Source organism: Bradyrhizobium sp. MOS002 (genome assembly GCF_003020115.1).
In the GTDB taxonomy this organism is placed as follows: domain Bacteria; phylum Pseudomonadota; class Alphaproteobacteria; order Rhizobiales; family Xanthobacteraceae; genus Bradyrhizobium.
In genome coordinates, this window is sequence record NZ_PYFX01000001.1 from 594,326 (window position 1) to 613,569 (window position 19,244).

Genomic DNA, 19,244 nt, shown 5'->3' on the forward strand with positions numbered 1-19,244 from the left:
GTCAATGAGGCTAGTGCTCGAACACCAGCCGCGCGCCGACCGTGCCTTCGAGGCTGCGGATCTGCTCCAGCAGCGCGCCTGAATCCTGCCCGCCGAGGTCGGCGTCGAGCACGACGTAACCGAGGTCGCCGGAGGTCTCCAGATATTGCGCAGCGATGTTGATGTCGCGCTGGAGAAAGACCTCGTTGAGCCGGCGCAACATGCCGGGCACGTTGCGATGGACGTGGCTGAAGCGCGCGCCGGAGGGGCGCAGATGCAACTGCACCTCAGGAAAATTCACCGCCCCCGTGGTCGAGCCGGTGATGAAGAAGTCGACCAGCTTGCGCGCCACCTCGCCGCCGATGCGCTCCTGCGCCTCCTCGGTCGAGCCGCCGATATGCGGGGTGAGAATGACGTTGCCGAGGCCCTGCACCGGGCTCTTGAAGCGATCGGAGTTCGAGGAGGGCTCGACCGGAAACACGTCGATGGCGGCACCCGCGAGATGGCCGTCGCGCAGAGCTCCCGCCAGCGCATCGAGATCGACGACGGTGCCGCGGCTGTTGTTGATCAGGAGCGAGCCGGGCTTCATCGCCCGCAGCTCCTTCTCGCCGATCATGCCAGCGGTCTCCGGCGTCTCGGGCACGTGCAGGCTGACGACGTCGCTCTGCGCCAGCAGCTCCTCCAGCTTCTCGACCGGCTCGGTATTGCCGTGACGGAGCTTGTCGGTGCGGTCGAAATAGATCACGCGCATGCCGATCGCCTCCGCCAGCGTGGAGAGCTGCGAGCCGATATTGCCGTAGCCGATGATGCCGAGGGTGCGGCCGCGCACCTCGCGGCTGCCGGTCGCCGACTTATCCCAGCCGCCCTCATGGGCCGACACCGAGCGCGGGAAGATGCGCCGCAGCAGCATCACGATCTCGCCGATCACCAACTCCGCGACGCTGCGCGTGTTGGAGAACGGCGCGTTGAACACCGGAATGCCGCGCTTGCGCGCCGCCAGCAGATCGACCTGGTTGGTGCCGACGCTGAAGCAGCCGACGGCGAGAAGCTGGTCGGCCGCTTCCAGCACCTCATCGCTGATCTGGGTGCGCGAGCGGATGCCGAGCAATGACACGCCCTTGAGCGCACGCCGCAAATCCTCGCCGTCCAGCGCCTTGGTCAGGCGCTCGACATTGGTGAAACCCGCAGTTCTGAACAGGTCCACGGCGCTGTCATTGACGCCTTCGAGCAGCAGCGCCTTCGCGTTCCGCTCAGGGCTTTGGCCTGGGGCTGACATGAAATCTCCGTGGGTCACAGCTTCGCCGCAGCTCATAGACCGCGGGGGATGCGCAGCACAATAGGGTTTGGATACGGGGAGAAGATGGCGGGGATAGACCTGCTTGGCATCCCACTACTTTCTTCCGTCATCCTGAGGTGCGAGCCATGCGACGCAAAGCGTCGCGTGGGGAGCCTCGAAGGATGAATGGCCCTAGCTGCGCCGTCGCCCTTCGAGGGCCGCTGAAGGAGCGGCCACCTCAGGGTGACGGTATCAGCGTCAGATGACGTAAAACCCGTGCGTTCCATCCAGACGCAGTTGTTCGACCAGGCCGTATTCCCAGTCGAGATAGGCCTGCATCGCGCGCTCCTCGACGCCGGTGCCTTCATAGGGGCGGCGGTAACGGTGGGCGGGGTCGGGCTTGGGCAGGACGTGCGGCGGACCGATTTCGAGCGTGCCGTCATAGCCGCCTTCCCGCACAAAAACCTCCCACCCCATCTGCCCGAGCCAGGACGCCGTCATGTCGGCGCGGACGCCCTTGTCGTCGGTCAGCACGATGTGCGCGCCACGCACTGGCGCTGCCATGTCGGTTTCCTGGACGAGCTGGCCGCCGGGATAATGGCGAAAGCTCGGGAGATGGCCGGCTGCATATTCCTCGGCATCGCGCACGTCGAAACGATAGAGCGTGCGATCGGTCTGCGCGACAAGCGCAGCCATCTCGCTCGCACCGATGTGGCGCACGCCGGCGCGATAGGCGACATCGCGCGCATTGGCCGGACCGCCCTCGAACGGCCCGATCGCGCCACGCCGGTCGGCACCGTGGTCGAGCGTATGCCGCGCCAGCGTCCAGCCGATAGTGCCGTTGCGCAGCGCCCGGACCTTGTTCGGCACGCCGGCATTGATCAGCGATTGGGTGCCGATGATCGAGCGGGTGCGGCCGGCGCAATTGACAATGATGGTGGTGTCGGCATCGGGTGCCGCCTGTCCTGCTCGCAGCACCAGCTCCGCGCCGGGCACGCTGACCGAGCCCGGGATGTTCATGGTGGCATATTCGTCGAAGCGGCGGACGTCGAGGATCGCGATGTTGGCCTTGTCCGCGATGAATTTTGCCACCTCGTCGGCACTGAACGACGGCGTATGCCTGCGCGACTCGACCAGCTCGCCAAAGGCTTTCGAGTAGGAGTTGACGTCCTCGAACACCTGATAGCCCGCGTCGCGCCAGGCCTTCAGCCCGCCATCGAGCGCGCGGACGTTGGTATAGCCGAGGGCCGCGAGCCGCTCGGCGCCGGCTGTGACCAGTCCTTCGCCGTCGTCATAGAGCACGATTGGCACATTCTTGCGCGGCAGCCTGACCTCGGCTTCGATCTCGATCCGGTCCGCGGCCATGTTCGCCGCGAACAGCGGATGTCCCGTCGCGAAACCAGCCTCGTGCCTGAGATCGAGCAGCGCGATCTCCTCGCGGAGCAGCAGTGCGCGGCGGATATCAGCGGGAGTGACGGTCGGGAGCTTCATGGCATGAACTCTGAGAGGTGGCCATGAGCTTTTGAACCATTGTTGCGGCATTGGCTAGCCATGCTGCGCACAATCGAATTCGGTAGCCCTTGTCAGACACATCATGGTCGAGGAGGAAGATCCTGAGCGCGTCGGCGTCACCTCAATCACATTCATATGTGGCGACCACTTTCGCAAAGTCGAGCTGATCGAGAGCATCGCGGTCGATCCAGAAATGAAGCGTACATCCGATGTTGGAGTGCCAATCAAGAAACGCGAGATCACCTTGCATCTGGAGCAATAATATATCCTCCAAGTGCTCCTCCGTCGCATTTTGCGGGCCACTGCCATATCCCAGCATCTGATGCAGGGCGGTGTCGAAATGGCGGTATTTGGCGCTTCTTACGGTCGGCGTGTTCCAATGATTTTGACGCGCGAGATTCGTAAGATAGCTGAGAGGAACTTCGTCGAGAGCTTCGACATTCTGCTCCGCTATGCATCGGATCGTATGATTGATGGCATTGCCGAGGTCCGCTGCGATTGTGGACGAATACGTATAGACGTTTTGATTGATATTCTCATAGGTGTGCACGACGTCGGTCCACCAAGCCCGAAAGATCGCTCTTGTGTCCGCATCCACGTCGTCCATTGGAGTCAGCGCCCGACAACGCTCGAGCCATCCGATTGCGCCAGCGCGAAGGCGCTTCAATTCCGCGACTGCCTCGTCGTTTACTTGGCTTGTGGGAGTATCGGGGTGTCAGATCGCGCACGACGTGCGACAGCACGGACCGAACCACATGATTGATCAGAAGCCAGTTGAAAGGCCAATGATCGTCCTTCTCGTATTCGGACGCGATTCTGAATTGCAGCAAATCAGGTTGTTGCGGCACCCCGGGACCCAATGCCTTGCATAATTCTGCGATCATGAGTTCGCCGCCGACGGCGTCCTCGTGGAAATAGAAGTCCCGGAATACCTGGAAAGAAAGTGGATATTTGAACTCGACCTCGGAATGAAAATCGAGCGCCGGATCGAGCCATTTGACCTGGGCGTCACCATCGGTCCCCGCCAGCGGCATTAAATCGGGCGGTGGCGCGCGGTCGGGATATGCGTCACCCGCAGCAGCACCGTAGAGAATGCGGCAAGGCGGACGTCCTTCGCCCACAAACACCGAGCTGCAGAAGAAATAGAGCGTGCCTCGTTTCGGCAGCGGCGACCAACCGGAGCCCGGGACTTCGGCCAAGTCGATCTGGGCGACGAAGGTGAGCGCGACGGTCTCCAAGGTTTCGTTCGCCCTGACTTCCGCCGTCGGCCACTCCAATTCTGGGGGCAGCCTGGGAAGTCCGCCGAAGAAACTTCGCGCCGTGTGCGTGAGCGGCACGGGCAGGTCACTGCGTCTCACCAGTACAGCAGGCAGCGCCGTCTCTTCGATCTCGTCTCGTTCAGATAACGCCATCAGACGACCACCACTTTAGGATGCACCTCGCCAATCGAACCATTTTGCGAAAGCTCCGACAAGTGCTTCTTGCCCGCCGCGCCAATGCGCTTCGCTGTCATTGCTATTCGGCGATCGCCGAACGGCAGTCGACGCGTTCACTCGCCCGGCATGAGCCGCCCGAGCCGCGGCTGCGCAGGGCGCCGTAGCCTGCGGCGCGACAGATAGAGCAGGACGCCGGTGACCGAAAACAGCGGCATCAACGCAGCCGCGAGCATGAAGGCGAGCTTGCCGGGCCAGCCCAGAAATGCGCCGCGGTGGATGTCGAGCACGTTGGCGATGATCTTCTCGCCGAGAGTCTTGTCGGCGTAGCGTTCCGCGGAGACCAGTTGACCGGTGACGGCGTCGATGCGGAATTCGTCGCGGGTGGTGTCGAGGGTCGAGTCCTTCCCCCATGACCGGATCCGGATCACCGTCCCCGAACCGGCCGGTAGCGTCAACAGAGCCTTGGAGAAGCGGCTGCCCTCTTCGTGCAGGAAGGCGGCCCACGCGGGATCAAAGCCGATCGGCGCTGCCGTCTCGCTGACGCCGGCGGCACGCGACGCCTTCGTGGGCATTTTGGGCTGCATCTTCGCGGCGGCAATTTGCGGACGCGATAGCAGCCAGACGACGCCGTCCTTGTACCAGTCGAACGAATACCACAGCCCGGTGAGCGTCATCACCAGATAGACCGGCAGGACCCAGGTGCCGATCACCGCATGCAGCGACCGATGCAGCCCGCGTCCGCTCAGGCCGAGATTGGGCTTCAGCCACATCTTCGCGCTGCCTGAACGACGCGGCCAGCGCAGCACGAGGCCCGAAACCAGCATGACGATGAGGCCAAGCGCGGCCACGCCCGTGATCTGACGCCCCCAGCCCTTGGCGTCGCCGGAAATCAACAGCCAGCGATGCAGCTTGCGCACGGTCGCAAAGAATTCCTCGCCGCGCGGCGCGCCCAGCACGCGCGCGTCATAGGGATCGACATAGAGCGAGGACGGCCGCGCGCCCTGTTCGTCGCGGGCGAAGCGCACATGCACCGCGACGGACGGATCACTCGCCAGCGTCACGGCGGAGACCTTGCCGACATCCTGCCCCGCGGTCAGGCGCGCAACCAGTTCGTCCGGCAGCAGCGCCGGTGCCTGGCGCGGTGCGACCTGCATGATGCCGCTATTCAGATAGTCGCCGATCTCGTCCTCGAAACTCATGATCGCACCTGTCAGTGCGATCACAGCGAGCAGCAGCGCGAGCAAGAGCCCGGCGACCGAATGGACCTGAAGCAGGACCGCCTTGATCGCGCGCCAGCACTCACGCATCGGCGCGGGCCTTCCCGCTCGGCGCGATTATCAGACGAGTGTCCCTGCGCGACATGCCCATCGCTAAAACTTCACCGTCGCCGACAGCGACACCCGGCGCGCGTCGCCGATGGCGACGTTCAGATTGTTGACGGCGGAGGGATAGTAGACGGTGTCGAACAGGTTCTTGACGTTGAACTGGTAGATCACGGGCGTGTTCTGGTGTTTCGTCTCATAGGTCGCGAAAATATCAGCGACCACATAAGAGGGCAGGAAGAAGGAGTTGATCGAATCGCCGGGACGATCGCCGACATAACGCGCGCCGCCGCCGAGGCGGAGTTGGCCCGGCAAGGCTGTACCGAAGTCATAGACCAGATAAAGCGACGCCGTGTTCAGCGCGACGTTCTGCAGCTTCCTGCCTAGCAGAGTGACATCCTCGGATGCCGTCACGCGGGCGTCGGTGTAGCCATAGCTGCCGATCAAAGCCCAGCTGTCGGTGAGCCTGCCGGTGACATCCAGCTCCACGCCGCGCGAATGGGCACGGCCCACGGTGTGGAGTTCCACCACGCCTGCGCTATTCGTCTTCGTCGTCTGCACGTTCTTCTTGTCGAGATCGTAGAGCGCCAGCGTTCCGGAAATGCGCTTGTTCAAATCGAACTTCACGCCGGTCTCGTATGACACGCCTTCTTCCGGCGCGACATTGGAGCCAATCAGGACGCCGATCGGGGCGATGGTCGAATTCGGCTTCAGCGATTCAGTATAGCTCGCATAGAGCGAGATCTGGTCGGTCAGCTTGAAAATGGCGCCGCCGAGCGGAAGCACCTTGTCCTGGGACACATTGGTGTTGGTGACGAACGGCTTCCCGCGCCCGGCGATCTGGTCGTAGTCCATGTAGCGGACGCCGCCGACCAACGCGAACCGCTCCGTCAGATGCAAGGTGTCCTGCACGAACATCGACCACTGGCCGAGCTTGTCAGTCTGCGCACTGTCTGGATTGGACACCGTCGTGCCGGGTCCGACCAGCCCGTAGACCGGATTGTAGACATTGATGGCAGGCGTGGCCTGCCGGATCAGGTTGTCCCGGTAGATGGTGCGATACTGGCCGTCGCCACCGAACACCACATCATTGCGCATGTTGCCGAGCCAGAAGCCGCCGGACATGTAGGACGTACCGTAGCTGGCATTGCTGAGCGAGCCCTGGGTGCCGTCGTTGCTGCGGGTCTCGACGCCCGTCGAGAAGTTCAGCGTGGAGATGCGGAGTTGGTTGGCGCTGAAAGTCTCGGTGTTGTAGCTGTAGCCGGCGTAGAGGTTCCAATCCTGATTGAAGCGGTGCTCGACCGACGCCTGGATCAGGTCCGACGTGCCCCACGTGTTATTGAACGGCTCGTCGAGCCGGCGCGTCGTGGGTACCGCCAGCGGCGCCTTGGTCACCGGATTGAACGCCGTGCCGCGATCGAACGGATAGATGAACTCGCGATGCTCGTAGTTGAGCTGAACGGTGGTGTCCTGGCCGTACCAGGCCAGTGACGGCGCAACCAGCATCTCGCGATGACGGCCGAAATTTCGCCAGTAGTCCTCGCTGACACCGTAGCCAATGAAGCGATAGGCGAGGCCCTGGTCACCAATCGGACCAGTAACGTCGAGCAAGCCGTCAGCGCCAGTTGTCGAGGCGTTGAAGGCCGAGCCGAGCAGCGTGACCGAGCCATGCTGGTAGAGCTCCGGCCGCTTGCTGATGGTGTTGACGATGCCGCCGGGATCCATGATGCCGTAGAGCAACGAGGCCGGGCCCTTCAGCACCTCGACGCTTTCGACTGCGGGATTGAAGCTGCGGCCCTGCACCAGCGGCATGCCGTTGCGCATGATCGAGCCGTCGCGGTTGTCGCCAAAGCCGCGGCGGATAACCGCGTCCTGGCTGCCGGCGAGCGTATTGGTCTGGGTGATGCCGGAGACGTTGATGAGCGCGTCGTCGATGTTGCGCGGGAGCTGGTCCTTCAACACCTGCGCGGGCACGACGTTGACGGCCTGCGAGGTGTCGAGCGGCGAGGCGCCGCTGCGCAGCGTGGTCGCACTCGGCATCGCGCGGTAGCCGAGCTTTGCGGCCTGTTGCGCGGCGGCTTCCGCGGCGGCGCGCTCCGAGAGCGTCGGAGCTGCGGGCGCGGTAGCATTGCGGCTGCGCTGACGCGCGGGCGCTTGCGTCCGGCGTTGAGGCTGGTCCGATGCCCGCGCCGCTTTCGGCCGCGGCGCCGGCGCTTCCACCGTCACCGGCGGCAGTGCGGATTGTGCCTGCGCTGTCGCGGAGCTGGAGAGAAATTCGGCAAGCAGCACGGCCGCGCCGATGAGAAGGCCCGCGCGGCTCTCGCCGGCAGGCGTTCGACGGCCGCTGACGTGCTGGCCGTCCAGATAGACACGCACTTTCGATTCACTTCCAAGTCAGACGCAGAAGCTGGCGCGTCTAACAGTCGTGGTACGCGAAGAGAACCGTAGCCGGCCTTGAATCGCTCTAGTGTCGAATGGTTCTAGGCTTCGATCACGCTATTCGGCAATCCTCGATTGATTGCGCAGCGAGCGCAACACGCAGCGCGCGAATTCGCGGCAACGTGTCGCGGTTTTGCGCGATCTCACGCGATGGCGGGAGCCATCAGCTCGTCGAGTTTCCGCTTGAGCGCGGTGCCGTCGGACAAGGCCCGGAGCGGCGGCCGCACGCGCAGCCAGCTCGCATCGCCCGTCTGCGCCGCGAGGATGGCTTTCAGCGTCGTGAGGAAGGATGGTGATTTCACCACGATGTCCACGGCAGCCTGCATGCGTGCTTCGACATCCTTGCCGTCGATCATGGCCTTGACCAGCTCCGGCGCGATGTTGGCCATGCCGCAGATGGTGCCGGCACCGCCGGCGGCGATCGCGCGGGTAATGTCGACCTCGTTGCCGACGGTGATGGCGAGCTCGGGAGCGGCCGCGCGGAACGCCTGGAACTGTTTGAAGTCGCCGCTGGAGTCTTTCAGACCCGCAACCATCTTGCCGTAGCGCTTGCGCAAATTCGCGGCGACGCCCGTCGGGATCGCGACACCCGAGATCTGCGGGATATGATAGAGGTAGGCGCGCAGGCGATCGTCGGCGACGCCGTCGAGGATCGCCGCAAAGGCATCCTCGATGCCTTCGGGGCTGACGCTACGGTCGAAGTAAGGCGGCAGATACAGCACGTGACGCAGGCCGAGGCCGAGCACGGCGCGCGTCAGCGCGATGCTGTCGCTGATCGCGGGAAAGCCGCCGCCGATTCCAATTCGGGCCGGCGCGACGCCGGCCTTGAGCACGGCCTCGATGGTCGCGACGCGTTCGGCGACATTGAAGGAGGTGCCCTCGCCTGTGGTGCCGAACAGCACGACACCGTCGACGCCCTTGGCGAAGAGTTGCTTGGCGTGGGCCGCGAGCCTTGCGGAGTCCACGCTGCCGTCCGTCGCCAGCGGCGTCGCCGACGCCACCCAGAACCCGCGAATTGCCTCCGTCATCACACCATCATCCATTGCTGTGGCTTCGGACCAGGCCTCTGATCTTGAGGGACCTTAGCGGGCTTGGTCGGGCCTTGTTTTTGCTTTACTTTTAGTCTTGTACCTTACATACAACGAGCACGCAAATGCTTTCGCCGTCACGGCGCCGCCGATCTTGAGGAGGGCTTGCATGAACATGGTGACCCCCATCGAGCGGCCCGACCAACTGCTTGGCGCCTTGCGCGACAAGCTCGGCGCGGCAGCTGTGCTTGTCGGCACCGACGTGCCCGCGCGCAATTGCAACGACTGGAGCGCGAGCCTGCCGCAAACGCCGCTCGCGGTGATCCGCCCGGTCGACGCGCAAGGCGTTGCGGACGCGATTCTGACCTGCCGGCAGGCGCATCTGCCGTTCGTGCCGCAGGGCGGATTGACCGGGCTGTGCCGCGGCGCATCGCCTGAAGCAGGCTGGGTCGCGATCTCGCTGGAGCGCATGAGCGGCATCGAGGAGATCGATCATGCCTCGATGACGATGACGGTGAAAGCAGGCACGCCGCTTCAGACGATCCAGATGGCGGCCGACGAGGCCGGCTTCTTCTTTCCGCTCGATCTCGGCTCGCGCGGCTCCTGCGCCATCGGCGGCAACCTCTCGACCAATGCCGGCGGCAACCGCGTGATCCGCTACGGCATGACGCGCGAACTGGTGCTCGGGCTCGAAGTCGTGCTGCCCGACGGCACCATCATCACCAGCCTCAACAAGCTGATGAAGAACAACGCCGGCTATGATCTGAAGCATCTGTTCATCGGCTCGGAAGGCACGCTCGGCATCATCACCCGCGTGGTGCTGCGGCTGTTTCCAAAACCGCGCTCGACCATAGCCGCGCTCTGCGCGCTCGAGGACTATGCCGCGGTGATCGCGCTGCTCGGCGCCGCGCGAAGCGGGCTCGGCCCGCTGCTGTCGGCGTTCGAGGTGATGTGGCCGGATTACTGGGACGTGATCACGACTCGCGCCGGCGTCAAGCCGCCGGTCGCCGCAGGCCACGGCCTCTACGTGCTGGTGGAAGCGCAGGGCACCGACGAGAGCCTCGACGCGCCGCGCTTCCAAAGCTGGCTCGAAGAGCTGATGGAGCGCGGGCTCCTCGCCGATGCCGCCGTGGCGCAATCGCTGGCGCAGACGCAAAGCTTCTGGCGCGTGCGCGACATCTGCGCCGAGTTCGGCCAGGTGCTGGGGCCGCACATCTCCTACGACATCGGCCTCGCGGTGGCGCGGATGGACGAGTTCGTCACGCGCTGCAAGGCGGCGCTCGCGGATGGCATCGAGGGCTGCGAGAGCGTCTATTACGGCCATATCGGCGACGGCAATCTGCATCTCGTCTCCTGGGTGACCGGCCTTGCCGTCGAGGAGCAGCCGAAGGAAGCGATGGACGCGATCATCTACGGTCTCGTGCGCGAGATGGGCGGCAGCGTCTCCGCCGAGCACGGCATCGGCACGCTGAAGAAGAAGTGGCTGGGTCACGCCCGCAGCGAGGCCGAGATCGCGCTGATGCGGACGCTGAAGGCCGCGCTCGATCCCGATCATCTGCTCAACCCCGGCAAGGTGATCTGAGAGAGCCGATGCGATCGCTGAAGCTCGATGCACCGAAATCACTGTCGCAACGGGTCGTGCAGCGGCTGCGCCAGGCCATCATCGACGGCGAGTTCGCGCTCGGCGCCGCCATCTCCGAGGAGATGGTGGCAAACTCCTTCGGTGTCAGCCGCACCCCGGTGCGCGAGGCGATGGGCCAGTTGCAGGCACAGGGCCTCGTCGTGATCCGGCCGCAGGTCGGCAGTTTTGTCTTTACGCCGAGCGCGGAAGACATCACCGCGCTCTGCACGTTCAGGATCGCGCTCGAGCCCAAGGCCGCCGAGCTCGCCTTCCACCATGATCGCGCCGGTGCGATCGCGACGATGAGCGAGGCGATCGCGGCGATGGAGCCGGCGATTGCCGCCAGGGACAACATCGCCTACGGGCGCGCCGATGCCGCCTTTCACGAGGCGCTGTTCGCCCATTGCGACAACCGCTATCTCGCCGAATCCTATCAGCTCGCATCCAGCCGCGTCGCAGCACTCCGCACCAATTTGACTTCGCCGATCGACGTGCGCACCCGCACGTCCTTCGACGAGCATCGCAAGCTGCTCGATCTGTTCGCCCGCGGCGAGTTCGCCGCCTTCGCGACGCTGATGACCACGCATGTCACCAATTCGGGCGTGGTCTACGCCAAAGCGCTGCAGGTCGATTGAGCGCTGCTACCGCGCGCCTTTCGTGCCGGGCCTGTCCAGAAAATCCAGCGCGGTGTTGATCTGTTCGAGCTGGTGTTCGATCTTGTCGCGGTCCTCGACCGTGGGCGCCTTCTCGAGCTGCTCAACGAGCTTCTGCTTTCGCAACAGCAAGTTCTCTATGACTGTACTCACGGCTCCCCCATCCGCCAAAGGCGAACATCGAGGCGATATTAAACCCCGGGCGCGAGCGCGCGCCAGCCGGGCCGGCGCAAACCCTGCATCAGAATGTTCGCGAGGGCAGTTGGTTCCTGCGTGTAACCCGAGAATGTGGATCAGCTGGCGCGCTTAATGGGTCGAGCCTACGCCCGCGAGTTGCACCGGTGCGATTTGGGTACGGGTGACGGAGACCGAGAACAGCGCCAGCAGCGCGCACAGCATGCAGAGTCTCATCCGCACTGTCCTGCGATCGGTGATCGGCAGGAACAGGAAAAACATCATCGCCAGGATCAGCAGCATGTCGACCACAAACATCGATCTCTCCCTTGAAACGAGGCAGAGCATGACGCGGGACAGGCTGGGCGGTATGTGGACGGCGTCACACACCTGATGGCGGCTCTCGCGAGCGGTTAACGCGTTCGCGCGCCCAGGCTGCCGGCCACGGAACCGGATCTTTCACGCGCCTGTCGGTTGTATTCGGCGGCCCGGAGTCCTATGCGTAGGCGCCATGGACATCCAGATCATCGCCGCCGAAAAACCCCTGATGGCGCAGGCGCGTCCGCGCAAGCCGGCGCCGTTCCTCCCCATGAGCCGCGCCGAGATGGATGCGCTCGGCTGGGATGCCTGCGACATCGTGCTGGTGACGGGCGATGCCTATGTCGATCACCCCAGCTTCGGCATGGCCATCATCGGCCGCCTGCTGGAGGCGCAGGGCTTTCGCGTCGGCATCATCTCGCAGCCGGACTGGCATTCGGCCGAGCCGTTCAAGGCATTGGGCAAGCCAAAAGTGTTCTTCGGCGTCACCGGCGGCAACATGGATTCGATGGTGAACCGCTACACCGCGGACCGGCGCATCCGCAGCGACGACGCCTATACCGCGGGCGGCGAAGGCGGCAAGCGGCCGGACCGCTGCACCGTCGTCTACGCGCAGCGTTGCCGCGAGGCGTTCAAGGGCGTCCCGGTCGTGCTCGGCGGCATTGAGGCCTCGCTGCGCCGGATCGCGCATTACGATTACTGGTCGGACAAGGTGCGCCGCTCGGTGCTGGCCGACGCCAAGGCGGACCTGCTGCTTTACGGCAATGCCGAGCGCGCCGTCGTCGAAGTGGCCAATCGTCTTGCCGCCGGCGAGGCGCCGCGCGAGCTTGACGACATCAGGGGCGTCGCGCTGTTCCGCCGCGTGCCCGAGGATTATTCCGAGCTGCACGCCGACGATATTGACTCCGCCGATGAAGGCGCGTCGCGGACGAAAGGCTTGACCGTGATCCGACTGCCGGCATTGGAGCAGGTCGAGCAGGACAAGGAAGCCTATGCGCGCGCGTCACGCGTGCTGCATCGTGAGAGCAATCCCGGCAATGCGCGACCGCTGGTGCAGCGCCACGGCGATCGCGATCTCTGGCTCAACCCGCCGCCGATCCCGCTGACCAGCGACGAGATGGACGCGGTCTACGATCTTCCTTACGCGCGCGCCCCGCATCCGTCCTACGGTGACGCGAAGATCCCGGCGTGGGACATGATCAAGTTCTCGGTGACGATCATGCGCGGCTGCTTCGGCGGCTGCACCTTCTGCTCGATCACCGAGCACGAGGGCCGCATTATCCAGAACCGCTCCGAGGGCTCGATCCTGCGCGAGATCGAACTGATCCGCGACAAGACGCCCGGCTTTACCGGCGTGATCTCGGACATCGGCGGTCCCACCGCCAACATGTACCGGATGGCCTGCAAGGACCCGAAGGTCGAGGCAGCGTGCCGGCGGCCGTCCTGCGTCTTCCCCGAGATCTGCCCGAACCTCAACACCTCGCATGACGATCTGATCCGGCTCTATCGCAAGGTGCGCGAGACCAAGGGCATCAAGAAGGTGATGGTGGCCTCCGGCGTGCGCTACGACCTCGCGGTCGAGAGCCCCGAATACATCAAGGAACTCGTCACCCATCACGTCGGCGGCTATTTGAAGATCGCGCCTGAACACACCGAGCGCGGGCCGCTCGACAAGATGATGAAGCCCGGCATCGGCGCCTACAACCAGTTCAAGCGGATGTTCGATGCCGCGGCCGAACAGGCCGGCAAGAAATATTATCTGATCCCGTATTTCATCGCGGCACATCCGGGCACGACCGACGAGGACATGATGAACCTCGCGCTGTGGCTGAAGAAGAACCGCTACCGCGCGGACCAGGTGCAGACCTTCCTGCCCTCGCCGATGGCGACCGCAACGGCGATGTACCACACCGGCGTCAACCCGCTGCGCGGCGTGCGGCGCGGCGGCAGCGACAAGGTCGAGGCCATCAAGGGCCTGCGCCAGCGCCGGCTGCACAAGGCGTTCCTGCGCTATCACGACCCCGACAATTGGCCGGTGCTGCGTGAAGCGCTGAAAGAGATGGGCCGCGCCGACCTGATCGGCTCGCGCCCCGACCAGCTGGTCCCCGCGCACCAGCCGCCCGGCACCGGCAAGGCCGCCGGCACGCGGCGACCGGTTCGTCCAGACGGCAAGACCCAGCGGTTCACGACCAAGAATCTGCGGGTGATGAAGTAGCGGGCGGGCCGGATCAGGTCCGGCTCAGCCTCGCATTGTCGCGCCCTCAAAACAAAACCTCGAAAACAACCCCATGCACAGTAGCCGGCATGAGCGGGATCAATGACTTAGGCGGCTTGCGAAGCATTGATCCGTCGACCAGAACACGGCGGCACAACAGCTACGGGAATTCGTCGCGAACGTTCCGGATTGCGCCCATTTTGGGCGCATGATAGCATTGCCTCATGCGGATCATAGCTCGTCGGACATTGCGGGAGTTCGTCGAGGCGCGGCGCGGATACAAGGACCACGGCGCACTGAAGGCAGCCCTCGATGCGTGGTTCGATGAAGTCAAAAAAGCGCGATGGTCGAGCGCAGCAGACATCAAACGCAGCTACGCGACCGCCAGCATCATCTCGGCGGACCGCGTCGTGTTTAACGTCAAGGGCAACGACTACCGGCTGATCGTTGCGGTCGATTACGAGAAGAGCATCGTGTGGATCAAATGGATCGGCACGCACCGGGACTACGACAAGGTCGATGTAAGAGAGGTTCGGCATGGCGGCGACTGAGATTAGGCCAATTCGGACGAAGCGAGACTATGATGGCGCACTCAAGGAGGTGGAGCGCCTCTGGGGCGCGAAGTCCGGCACACCCGAAGGTGACCGTCTGGATGTGCTCGCGACGCTGATCGATGCTTACGAGGCCGAGCATGATCCGATGGATCCACCCGATCCTATCGAGGCCATCAAGTTTCGCATGGAGCAGCAAGGGCTGACCCGGCGGGACCTGGAAGAGATCATTGGGACACGCACCCGCATCGCCGAGGTTCTAAACCGAAAGCGCGGGCTGTCGATCACGATGATCCGCCGCCTCCATGAACGTCTTGGAATTTCCGCAGACGTTCTGATCCGACCGAGCCGTAAAAAGGCGGCGTGACGACTCGCGGATTTTGAAGACGCGTTCTTGACCCGTCGGGCAAAACAGGAGCAGGATGGCATCATCGGGATCATGGGGTGGGCAGCCCCAACCGCTACTCCGTATCGATATCCTCGAGCTTCACACCGGGTCCGCGCGCAGGCTATTCCGTGCCTGTTCAACGCGTTGCAGGAAGCGGGGTCATGCTCCAAACGATACTCAAACCAATCGTTCTCGGATTCGAATCCGATCAACACGCCAGCCGCCGTGACGTGTGATGACGATCTCCTGCGTCTCGGCCTCACGAAGGTAGCGAGACAGATCATCCTTGACCTCGGAGAGCGGGACCTCTTTCACTCCGGATTTCCGAACTGTGCGAACAATGACTCCGCCGCCGATTTGGCGACGATCGCCAGAACTTCGACGGTCGTGCGGGAAACATAGTAGAATACCCGGACTTCGCCTACGCGCAGCCTGTATGGGGGCCGACAGACCCACCCCTCACCTCTCCACCGGCGCTCCCGCCCCTCGATGATACCGGCTGGAAAAGAACACCAGTGGCGTGGCGTCGCGATGGTCGCAGGTCGAGACTTCAGCGATGATCAGCGTGTGGTCGCTGACATCGACGTGCCGGGTCACCTCGCAGGCGAACCAGGCGATGCATCCCTGAAGGCGCGGCAGGCCATCGACGAGCTCGTAGTCCGGACTGGCGCCGGTGTTCGGCTGGCTCGCAAAATGCCGCGACAGGTCGCGGCCATGGTCAGGCAGGACGTTGACGCAATAGCGTCCGGTCGCCGAGATCGCCCGGTGCATCCGGCCGGGCATGATGGAGACCAGCACGGTCGGCGGCGCCAGGCTGACGGTGACAAAGCTGTTCGCGGTCATGCCGCAGACATGGCCGTGCTCGTCCAGTGCAGTCAGCACCGCGACCCCGGTCGCAAAGCGCGATGCCGCTTCGCGGAACGACGCGGGACTGACGCGCTGCATCTCAGTCTCCGCTCGTGAGGTGGAAGAGCGTCGCGCCATCGATCGTCACGCAATGGCTCTGACGGGCTCTGATGGCGCCGACATGCGTTCGATCCATGCCTGGATGCGCTGCGGCGTGGAGATGCGGTCCCATTGACGGTCCGGGAAGTTGAAATTCTCGGTGAACTCGTTTGCCAGCGCGGGATTCTGGCTCATCGCGCCGATCAGCATGCCGAGCGCCTCGGTCGGCGGCTGCAGCATCACGTTGGTCCAGCGCGACGCCGCCAGCACGCGATCCTGCCGCCTCAGATCGATCTTCTCGCAAAGACGCGCATCGAGCGCGTCGGAATGGACGATTTCCTCGCCGAGCACGAAGGCGGCATAGGAGGCGATATTGGCGCCTTGGCCCATCATGGGATCGACAATGGCATGGACGTCGCCGAGCGCGATCGCGCATTTGCCGTCATCGAACTCGACCACCGTGTTGCGCACCGTCGGCACCACACCGCCTTGCAGCAGGTCCTGCGGCTGCGCCAGATCGAAGCGCGCCGTGTCGATGCGGTCGTAGGTGGTCGGGTGATGCTTCTCCAGCTTGCCCAGCAGCACCTTCAGGAAGTGCTTCGGGTTGTCGTCGTAACTGAGCGTCGCCAGCTCTTCCATGTCGCCGCCCGGCACGTTTTCCATCAGCAGCGCGTTGGCGATGCCCCCGAAGGTCATGGTCGGGATCACGATCATCTCGCCGTGCCCGGGTGACACCGAGAGCGTGACATTCATGGGGTCGGGCTGCCGCACGCCGGTGTAGAGCCCCACGCACAGTCGCCGTTGCGGCTGCGAATAGGGCGTGTGCTCCGGACGGTAGGTGAAGAGCTGGCCCAACGGTCCCTTGCCGGTCGAGACGACCAGCAGATCGAAACGGGCGACCAGCGGACGGATGTCGCGATCTTCGATGCGGCGGTATTCGATCCTGCCGCCGCGGCTGACGAAGTCCTTCATCAACGCCGGAAGATAGATCCGATAGTCGACGGCGCGGCTCGGCTTCGAGAAGTCACCGCGAAAGCTCAGCGGCTGCGGAAAATTGAAGACGTGATCGTGGTAGTAATAATGATCCTTCGGATCGGTCCAGTGATTGACGCCGAGATAGTCCTCGCGCGCGATCGTCACGTGATGATGCGCGACGGTGTTGAGCAGCCGGATATTGCGGTAATCCTCGGGCGGCCGGTCGGTGATGACAGTGGCGTCCACGCCATGCTTCTGCAGGTAGAGCGCGAGATGCAGTCCGGCGATTCCGGCGCCGACGATTCCGATGTTGCGTGCCACCGTCGTGTCCTCCCCTGTGATTGTTCGTTTCGAGGAAGCCTAGCCGCCCGCTGTGTTGCACACCACGGAATAAATGGGATATAATTTATTCCGGATCGGAATGAATCATGGACCGAATCGATTGCCTGCGCGCTTTCGTTCGCACGCTCGAGAGCGGAAGCTTTTCGGCTGCGGCCAAGGAGCTCGGGATCGGCCAGCCCGCCATCAGCAAGCGCATCGCGATGCTGGAAGGCGAATTCGGCACGCAGCTTTTTTTGCGCACGACGCGCACGCTGAAGCCGACGGCCGAGGCGCACCGCATCTACGACCTCGCGCGGCAGATCCTCGACAGTTTCGACATGGCGCAATCGAGTGTCGAACAGGCGGCGCCGCGCCCCGCCGGCACGCTCCGGATCGGCGTGCCGTCGTCATTCGGACGACGCTACATGATGCCGGTCATCGCCGAGTATGTCCGGAATTATCCGGAGGTTCGGGTCGACATCCGCTTCAGCGAGCGCTTCGTCAATCTGGTGGAAGAAGGCATCGAGCTCGCGCTGAGGATCGGAAATCTGGAGGCGAGCACGCTTGTCGCCCGCCGGCTCGGCACCGTGCAGCGCTACCTGGTTGCGACGCCCACCTATCTGCATGGCCGTCCGATGCCGCGGACGCCGGATGATCTCGGCTCACACCAGTGCATCGTCTATTCGCGCATGACGCCGGCGCAGCAATGGGCCTTCGAATCCGAACATGGCCGTCACGTCGCATCCATCAGCGGCCCCATCCATGTCGACGATGCCGACGCGATGCAGGAGGCAACGATGCATCATCTCGGCATCGCCATCCTGCCCGAGTGGAACGCGGCGGACGGTCTTCGCAGCGGCGAGCTCGAGCATCTGCTTCCGGACTACGCCATCGCCGCACTGCCACTGCATGCGGTCTATCCGGAGACGCAGTGGATGTCGCTGCGCGCGCGAAGCTTCCTGAATCTCCTGGTCGAACGCGCCGAGCACTTCGCGCCAGCCGCGTCGCATACCCGTACCGCCAGCGCCGGCGGTTGACGCCATCCCTGCCATCATTAAATGACGCCCATGAAAAAGATCGGATTCCTCTCCTTCGGGCACTGGACGCCCTCGCCGCAATCGCAGACCCGCTCGGCCGCGGACACGCTGCTGCAATCCATCGAGCTTGCGGTTGCGGCGGAAGAGCTCGGCGCCGACGGCGCCTATTTCCGTGTGCACCATTTCGCGCGACAGCTCGCCTCGCCCTTTCCGCTGCTCGCCGCGGTCGGCGCGAGGACCAGCAAGATCGAGATCGGCACGGCGGTGATCGACATGCGCTACGAGAATCCGCTCTACATGGCGGAGGACGCAGGCTCCGCCGATCTCATCGCCGGCGGGCGGCTGCAGCTCGGCATCAGCCGCGGCTCGCCCGAGCAGGTGATCGATGGCTGGCGCTATTTCGGTTTCCAGCCGGCCGACGGCGAGAGCGACGCCGACATGGGCCGGCGTCATGCCGAGGTCTTTCTCGACATCTTGCGCGGCGAAGGTTTTGCAAAACCCAACCCGCAGCCGATGTTCCCAAATCCGCCGGGCCTCCTGCGGCTCGAGCCGCATGCGGAAGGCCTGCGCGAACGGATCTGGTGGGGCGCCGGCTCGAACGCGACGGCGGTCTGGGCCGCCAAGCACGGCATGAATCTGCAGAGCTCGACGCTGAAGAACGACGAGACCGGCGAAGCCTTCCATGTGCAGCAGGCCGCGCAGATCCGCACCTATCGCGCGGCTTGGAAAGAGGCCGGCCACCCCCGCGAGCCCCGCGTCTCCGTCAGCCGCAGCATCTTCGCGCTGATGAATGATCGCGACCGCGCCTATTTCGGCGGCGAACGCGGCGGCGAGGACCAGGTCGGCTTCATCGACCCGCGCACCCGCGCGATCTTCGGCCGCTCCTATGCGGCGGAGCCGGATGTGCTGATCGAGCAGCTCCGAGCGGACGAGGCGATCGCCGAGGCTGACACGTTGCTGCTGACCATCCCGAACCAGCTTGGTGTCGACTATTGTGCGCACGCGATCGAGGCGATCCTGACGCATGTGGCGCCCGCGCTCGGGTGGCGGTGAC

19 protein-coding genes are annotated in these 19,244 nt (G+C 64.1%); 7 read left to right on the forward strand and 12 right to left on the reverse strand.

Annotated elements, in window-relative coordinates:
• Positions 1-10: 10 nt before the first annotated feature.
• The 7 genes from serA to C7G41_RS03100 all read right to left on the reverse strand — a co-directional run bounded on the left by serA (position 11) and on the right by C7G41_RS03100 (position 8,992).
• Positions 11-1,255 carry a phosphoglycerate dehydrogenase gene (gene serA / locus C7G41_RS03075; RefSeq protein WP_106941167.1) on the reverse strand — a complete coding sequence of 415 codons (1,245 nt, stop codon included), beginning with the start codon at positions 1,253-1,255 and terminating at the stop codon, positions 11-13.
• 258 nt (positions 1,256-1,513) lie between these two features.
• Positions 1,514-2,746 (reverse strand): rhodanese-like domain-containing protein, encoded by a 1,233-nt coding sequence (locus C7G41_RS03080; RefSeq protein ID WP_106941168.1) that lies wholly within the window; start codon positions 2,744-2,746, stop codon positions 1,514-1,516.
• 142 nt (positions 2,747-2,888) lie between these two features.
• The gene (locus C7G41_RS38170) at positions 2,889-3,317 is read right to left on the reverse strand and encodes a DUF1963 domain-containing protein (RefSeq protein ID WP_245446437.1); all 429 of its coding nucleotides are present in this window, start codon (positions 3,315-3,317) and stop codon (positions 2,889-2,891) included.
• Positions 3,304-4,179, reverse strand: a complete 876-nt coding sequence (locus tag C7G41_RS03085) for a DUF1963 domain-containing protein (protein WP_245446438.1) — start codon at positions 4,177-4,179, stop codon at positions 3,304-3,306. The genes C7G41_RS38170 and C7G41_RS03085 overlap by 14 nt, the downstream gene beginning before the upstream one ends.
• A 137-nt stretch (positions 4,180-4,316) precedes the next feature.
• On the reverse strand, positions 4,317-5,510 hold the full coding sequence (locus C7G41_RS03090) for a PepSY domain-containing protein (RefSeq protein ID WP_106941169.1): 1,194 nt from the start codon (positions 5,508-5,510) through the stop codon (positions 4,317-4,319).
• Between the two features lie 63 nt (positions 5,511-5,573).
• Positions 5,574-7,901: a TonB-dependent siderophore receptor gene (locus C7G41_RS03095; RefSeq protein ID WP_106941170.1), complete on the reverse strand. Its 2,328-nt coding sequence runs from the start codon at positions 7,899-7,901 to the stop codon at positions 5,574-5,576.
• Positions 7,902-8,107: 206 nt separating this feature from the next.
• Positions 8,108-8,992, reverse strand: coding sequence for a dihydrodipicolinate synthase family protein (locus C7G41_RS03100; protein ID WP_199198098.1), 885 nt, complete (start codon positions 8,990-8,992; stop codon positions 8,108-8,110).
• A gap of 169 nt (positions 8,993-9,161) precedes the next feature.
• Between C7G41_RS03100 and C7G41_RS03105 the strand changes: the two genes are divergently transcribed.
• Both C7G41_RS03105 and C7G41_RS03110 read left to right on the forward strand, forming a co-directional pair.
• On the forward strand, positions 9,162-10,574 hold the full coding sequence (locus tag C7G41_RS03105) for an FAD-binding oxidoreductase (protein ID WP_106941171.1): 1,413 nt from the start codon (positions 9,162-9,164) through the stop codon (positions 10,572-10,574).
• Between the two features lie 8 nt (positions 10,575-10,582).
• On the forward strand, positions 10,583-11,248 hold the full coding sequence (locus tag C7G41_RS03110) for a GntR family transcriptional regulator (protein ID WP_106941172.1): 666 nt from the start codon (positions 10,583-10,585) through the stop codon (positions 11,246-11,248).
• Positions 11,249-11,254: 6 nt separating this feature from the next.
• On the opposite strand, the gene C7G41_RS37645 is transcribed toward C7G41_RS03110, so the two are convergent.
• Both C7G41_RS37645 and C7G41_RS03120 read right to left on the reverse strand, forming a co-directional pair.
• Entirely contained in the window at positions 11,255-11,419 is a 165-nt protein-coding gene (locus C7G41_RS37645) for a hypothetical protein (RefSeq protein WP_007597654.1), read from the reverse strand.
• Positions 11,420-11,572: 153 nt separating this feature from the next.
• Positions 11,573-11,758, reverse strand: coding sequence for a hypothetical protein (locus C7G41_RS03120; protein ID WP_035961037.1), 186 nt, complete (start codon positions 11,756-11,758; stop codon positions 11,573-11,575).
• 193 nt (positions 11,759-11,951) lie between these two features.
• Between C7G41_RS03120 and C7G41_RS03125 the strand changes: the two genes are divergently transcribed.
• From C7G41_RS03125 to C7G41_RS03135, 3 genes are all read left to right on the forward strand, one after another.
• On the forward strand, positions 11,952-13,973 hold the full coding sequence (locus tag C7G41_RS03125) for a YgiQ family radical SAM protein (protein ID WP_106941174.1): 2,022 nt from the start codon (positions 11,952-11,954) through the stop codon (positions 13,971-13,973).
• A 224-nt stretch (positions 13,974-14,197) separates the two neighbouring features.
• The gene (locus tag C7G41_RS03130) at positions 14,198-14,524 is read left to right on the forward strand and encodes a type II toxin-antitoxin system HigB family toxin (protein WP_106941175.1); all 327 of its coding nucleotides are present in this window, start codon (positions 14,198-14,200) and stop codon (positions 14,522-14,524) included.
• Positions 14,511-14,891, forward strand: a complete 381-nt coding sequence (locus C7G41_RS03135) for a type II toxin-antitoxin system HigA family antitoxin (protein ID WP_106941176.1) — start codon at positions 14,511-14,513, stop codon at positions 14,889-14,891. Before C7G41_RS03130 ends, C7G41_RS03135 begins: the two co-directional genes overlap by 14 nt.
• Positions 14,892-15,089: 198 nt before the next feature.
• Here the strand turns inward: C7G41_RS03135 and C7G41_RS38980 are convergent, their stop codons facing one another.
• Genes C7G41_RS38980 through styA form a run of 3 tightly spaced genes read right to left on the reverse strand, consistent with a single transcriptional unit; the run spans position 15,090 to position 17,153 of the window.
• Positions 15,090-15,368, reverse strand: a complete 279-nt coding sequence (locus C7G41_RS38980; RefSeq protein ID WP_373681096.1) for a type II toxin-antitoxin system prevent-host-death family antitoxin — start codon at positions 15,366-15,368, stop codon at positions 15,090-15,092.
• A 3-nt stretch (positions 15,369-15,371) separates the two neighbouring features.
• Positions 15,372-15,857, reverse strand: a complete 486-nt coding sequence (styB, locus tag C7G41_RS03145; protein ID WP_106941177.1) for a styrene monooxygenase NADH-dependent flavin reductase subunit StyB — start codon at positions 15,855-15,857, stop codon at positions 15,372-15,374.
• Between the two features lie 45 nt (positions 15,858-15,902).
• Entirely contained in the window at positions 15,903-17,153 is a 1,251-nt protein-coding gene (gene styA, locus C7G41_RS03150; RefSeq protein WP_106941178.1) for a styrene monooxygenase subunit StyA, read from the reverse strand.
• 107 nt (positions 17,154-17,260) lie between these two features.
• Between styA and C7G41_RS03155 the strand changes: the two genes are divergently transcribed.
• Both C7G41_RS03155 and C7G41_RS03160 read left to right on the forward strand, forming a co-directional pair.
• On the forward strand, positions 17,261-18,190 hold the full coding sequence (locus C7G41_RS03155) for a LysR family transcriptional regulator (RefSeq protein WP_106941179.1): 930 nt from the start codon (positions 17,261-17,263) through the stop codon (positions 18,188-18,190).
• A 30-nt stretch (positions 18,191-18,220) separates the two neighbouring features.
• Complete coding sequence (locus C7G41_RS03160; protein ID WP_106941180.1) at positions 18,221-19,243, forward strand: LLM class flavin-dependent oxidoreductase; 1,023 nt, start codon at positions 18,221-18,223, stop codon at positions 19,241-19,243.
• Position 19,244: the final 1 nt, after the last annotated feature.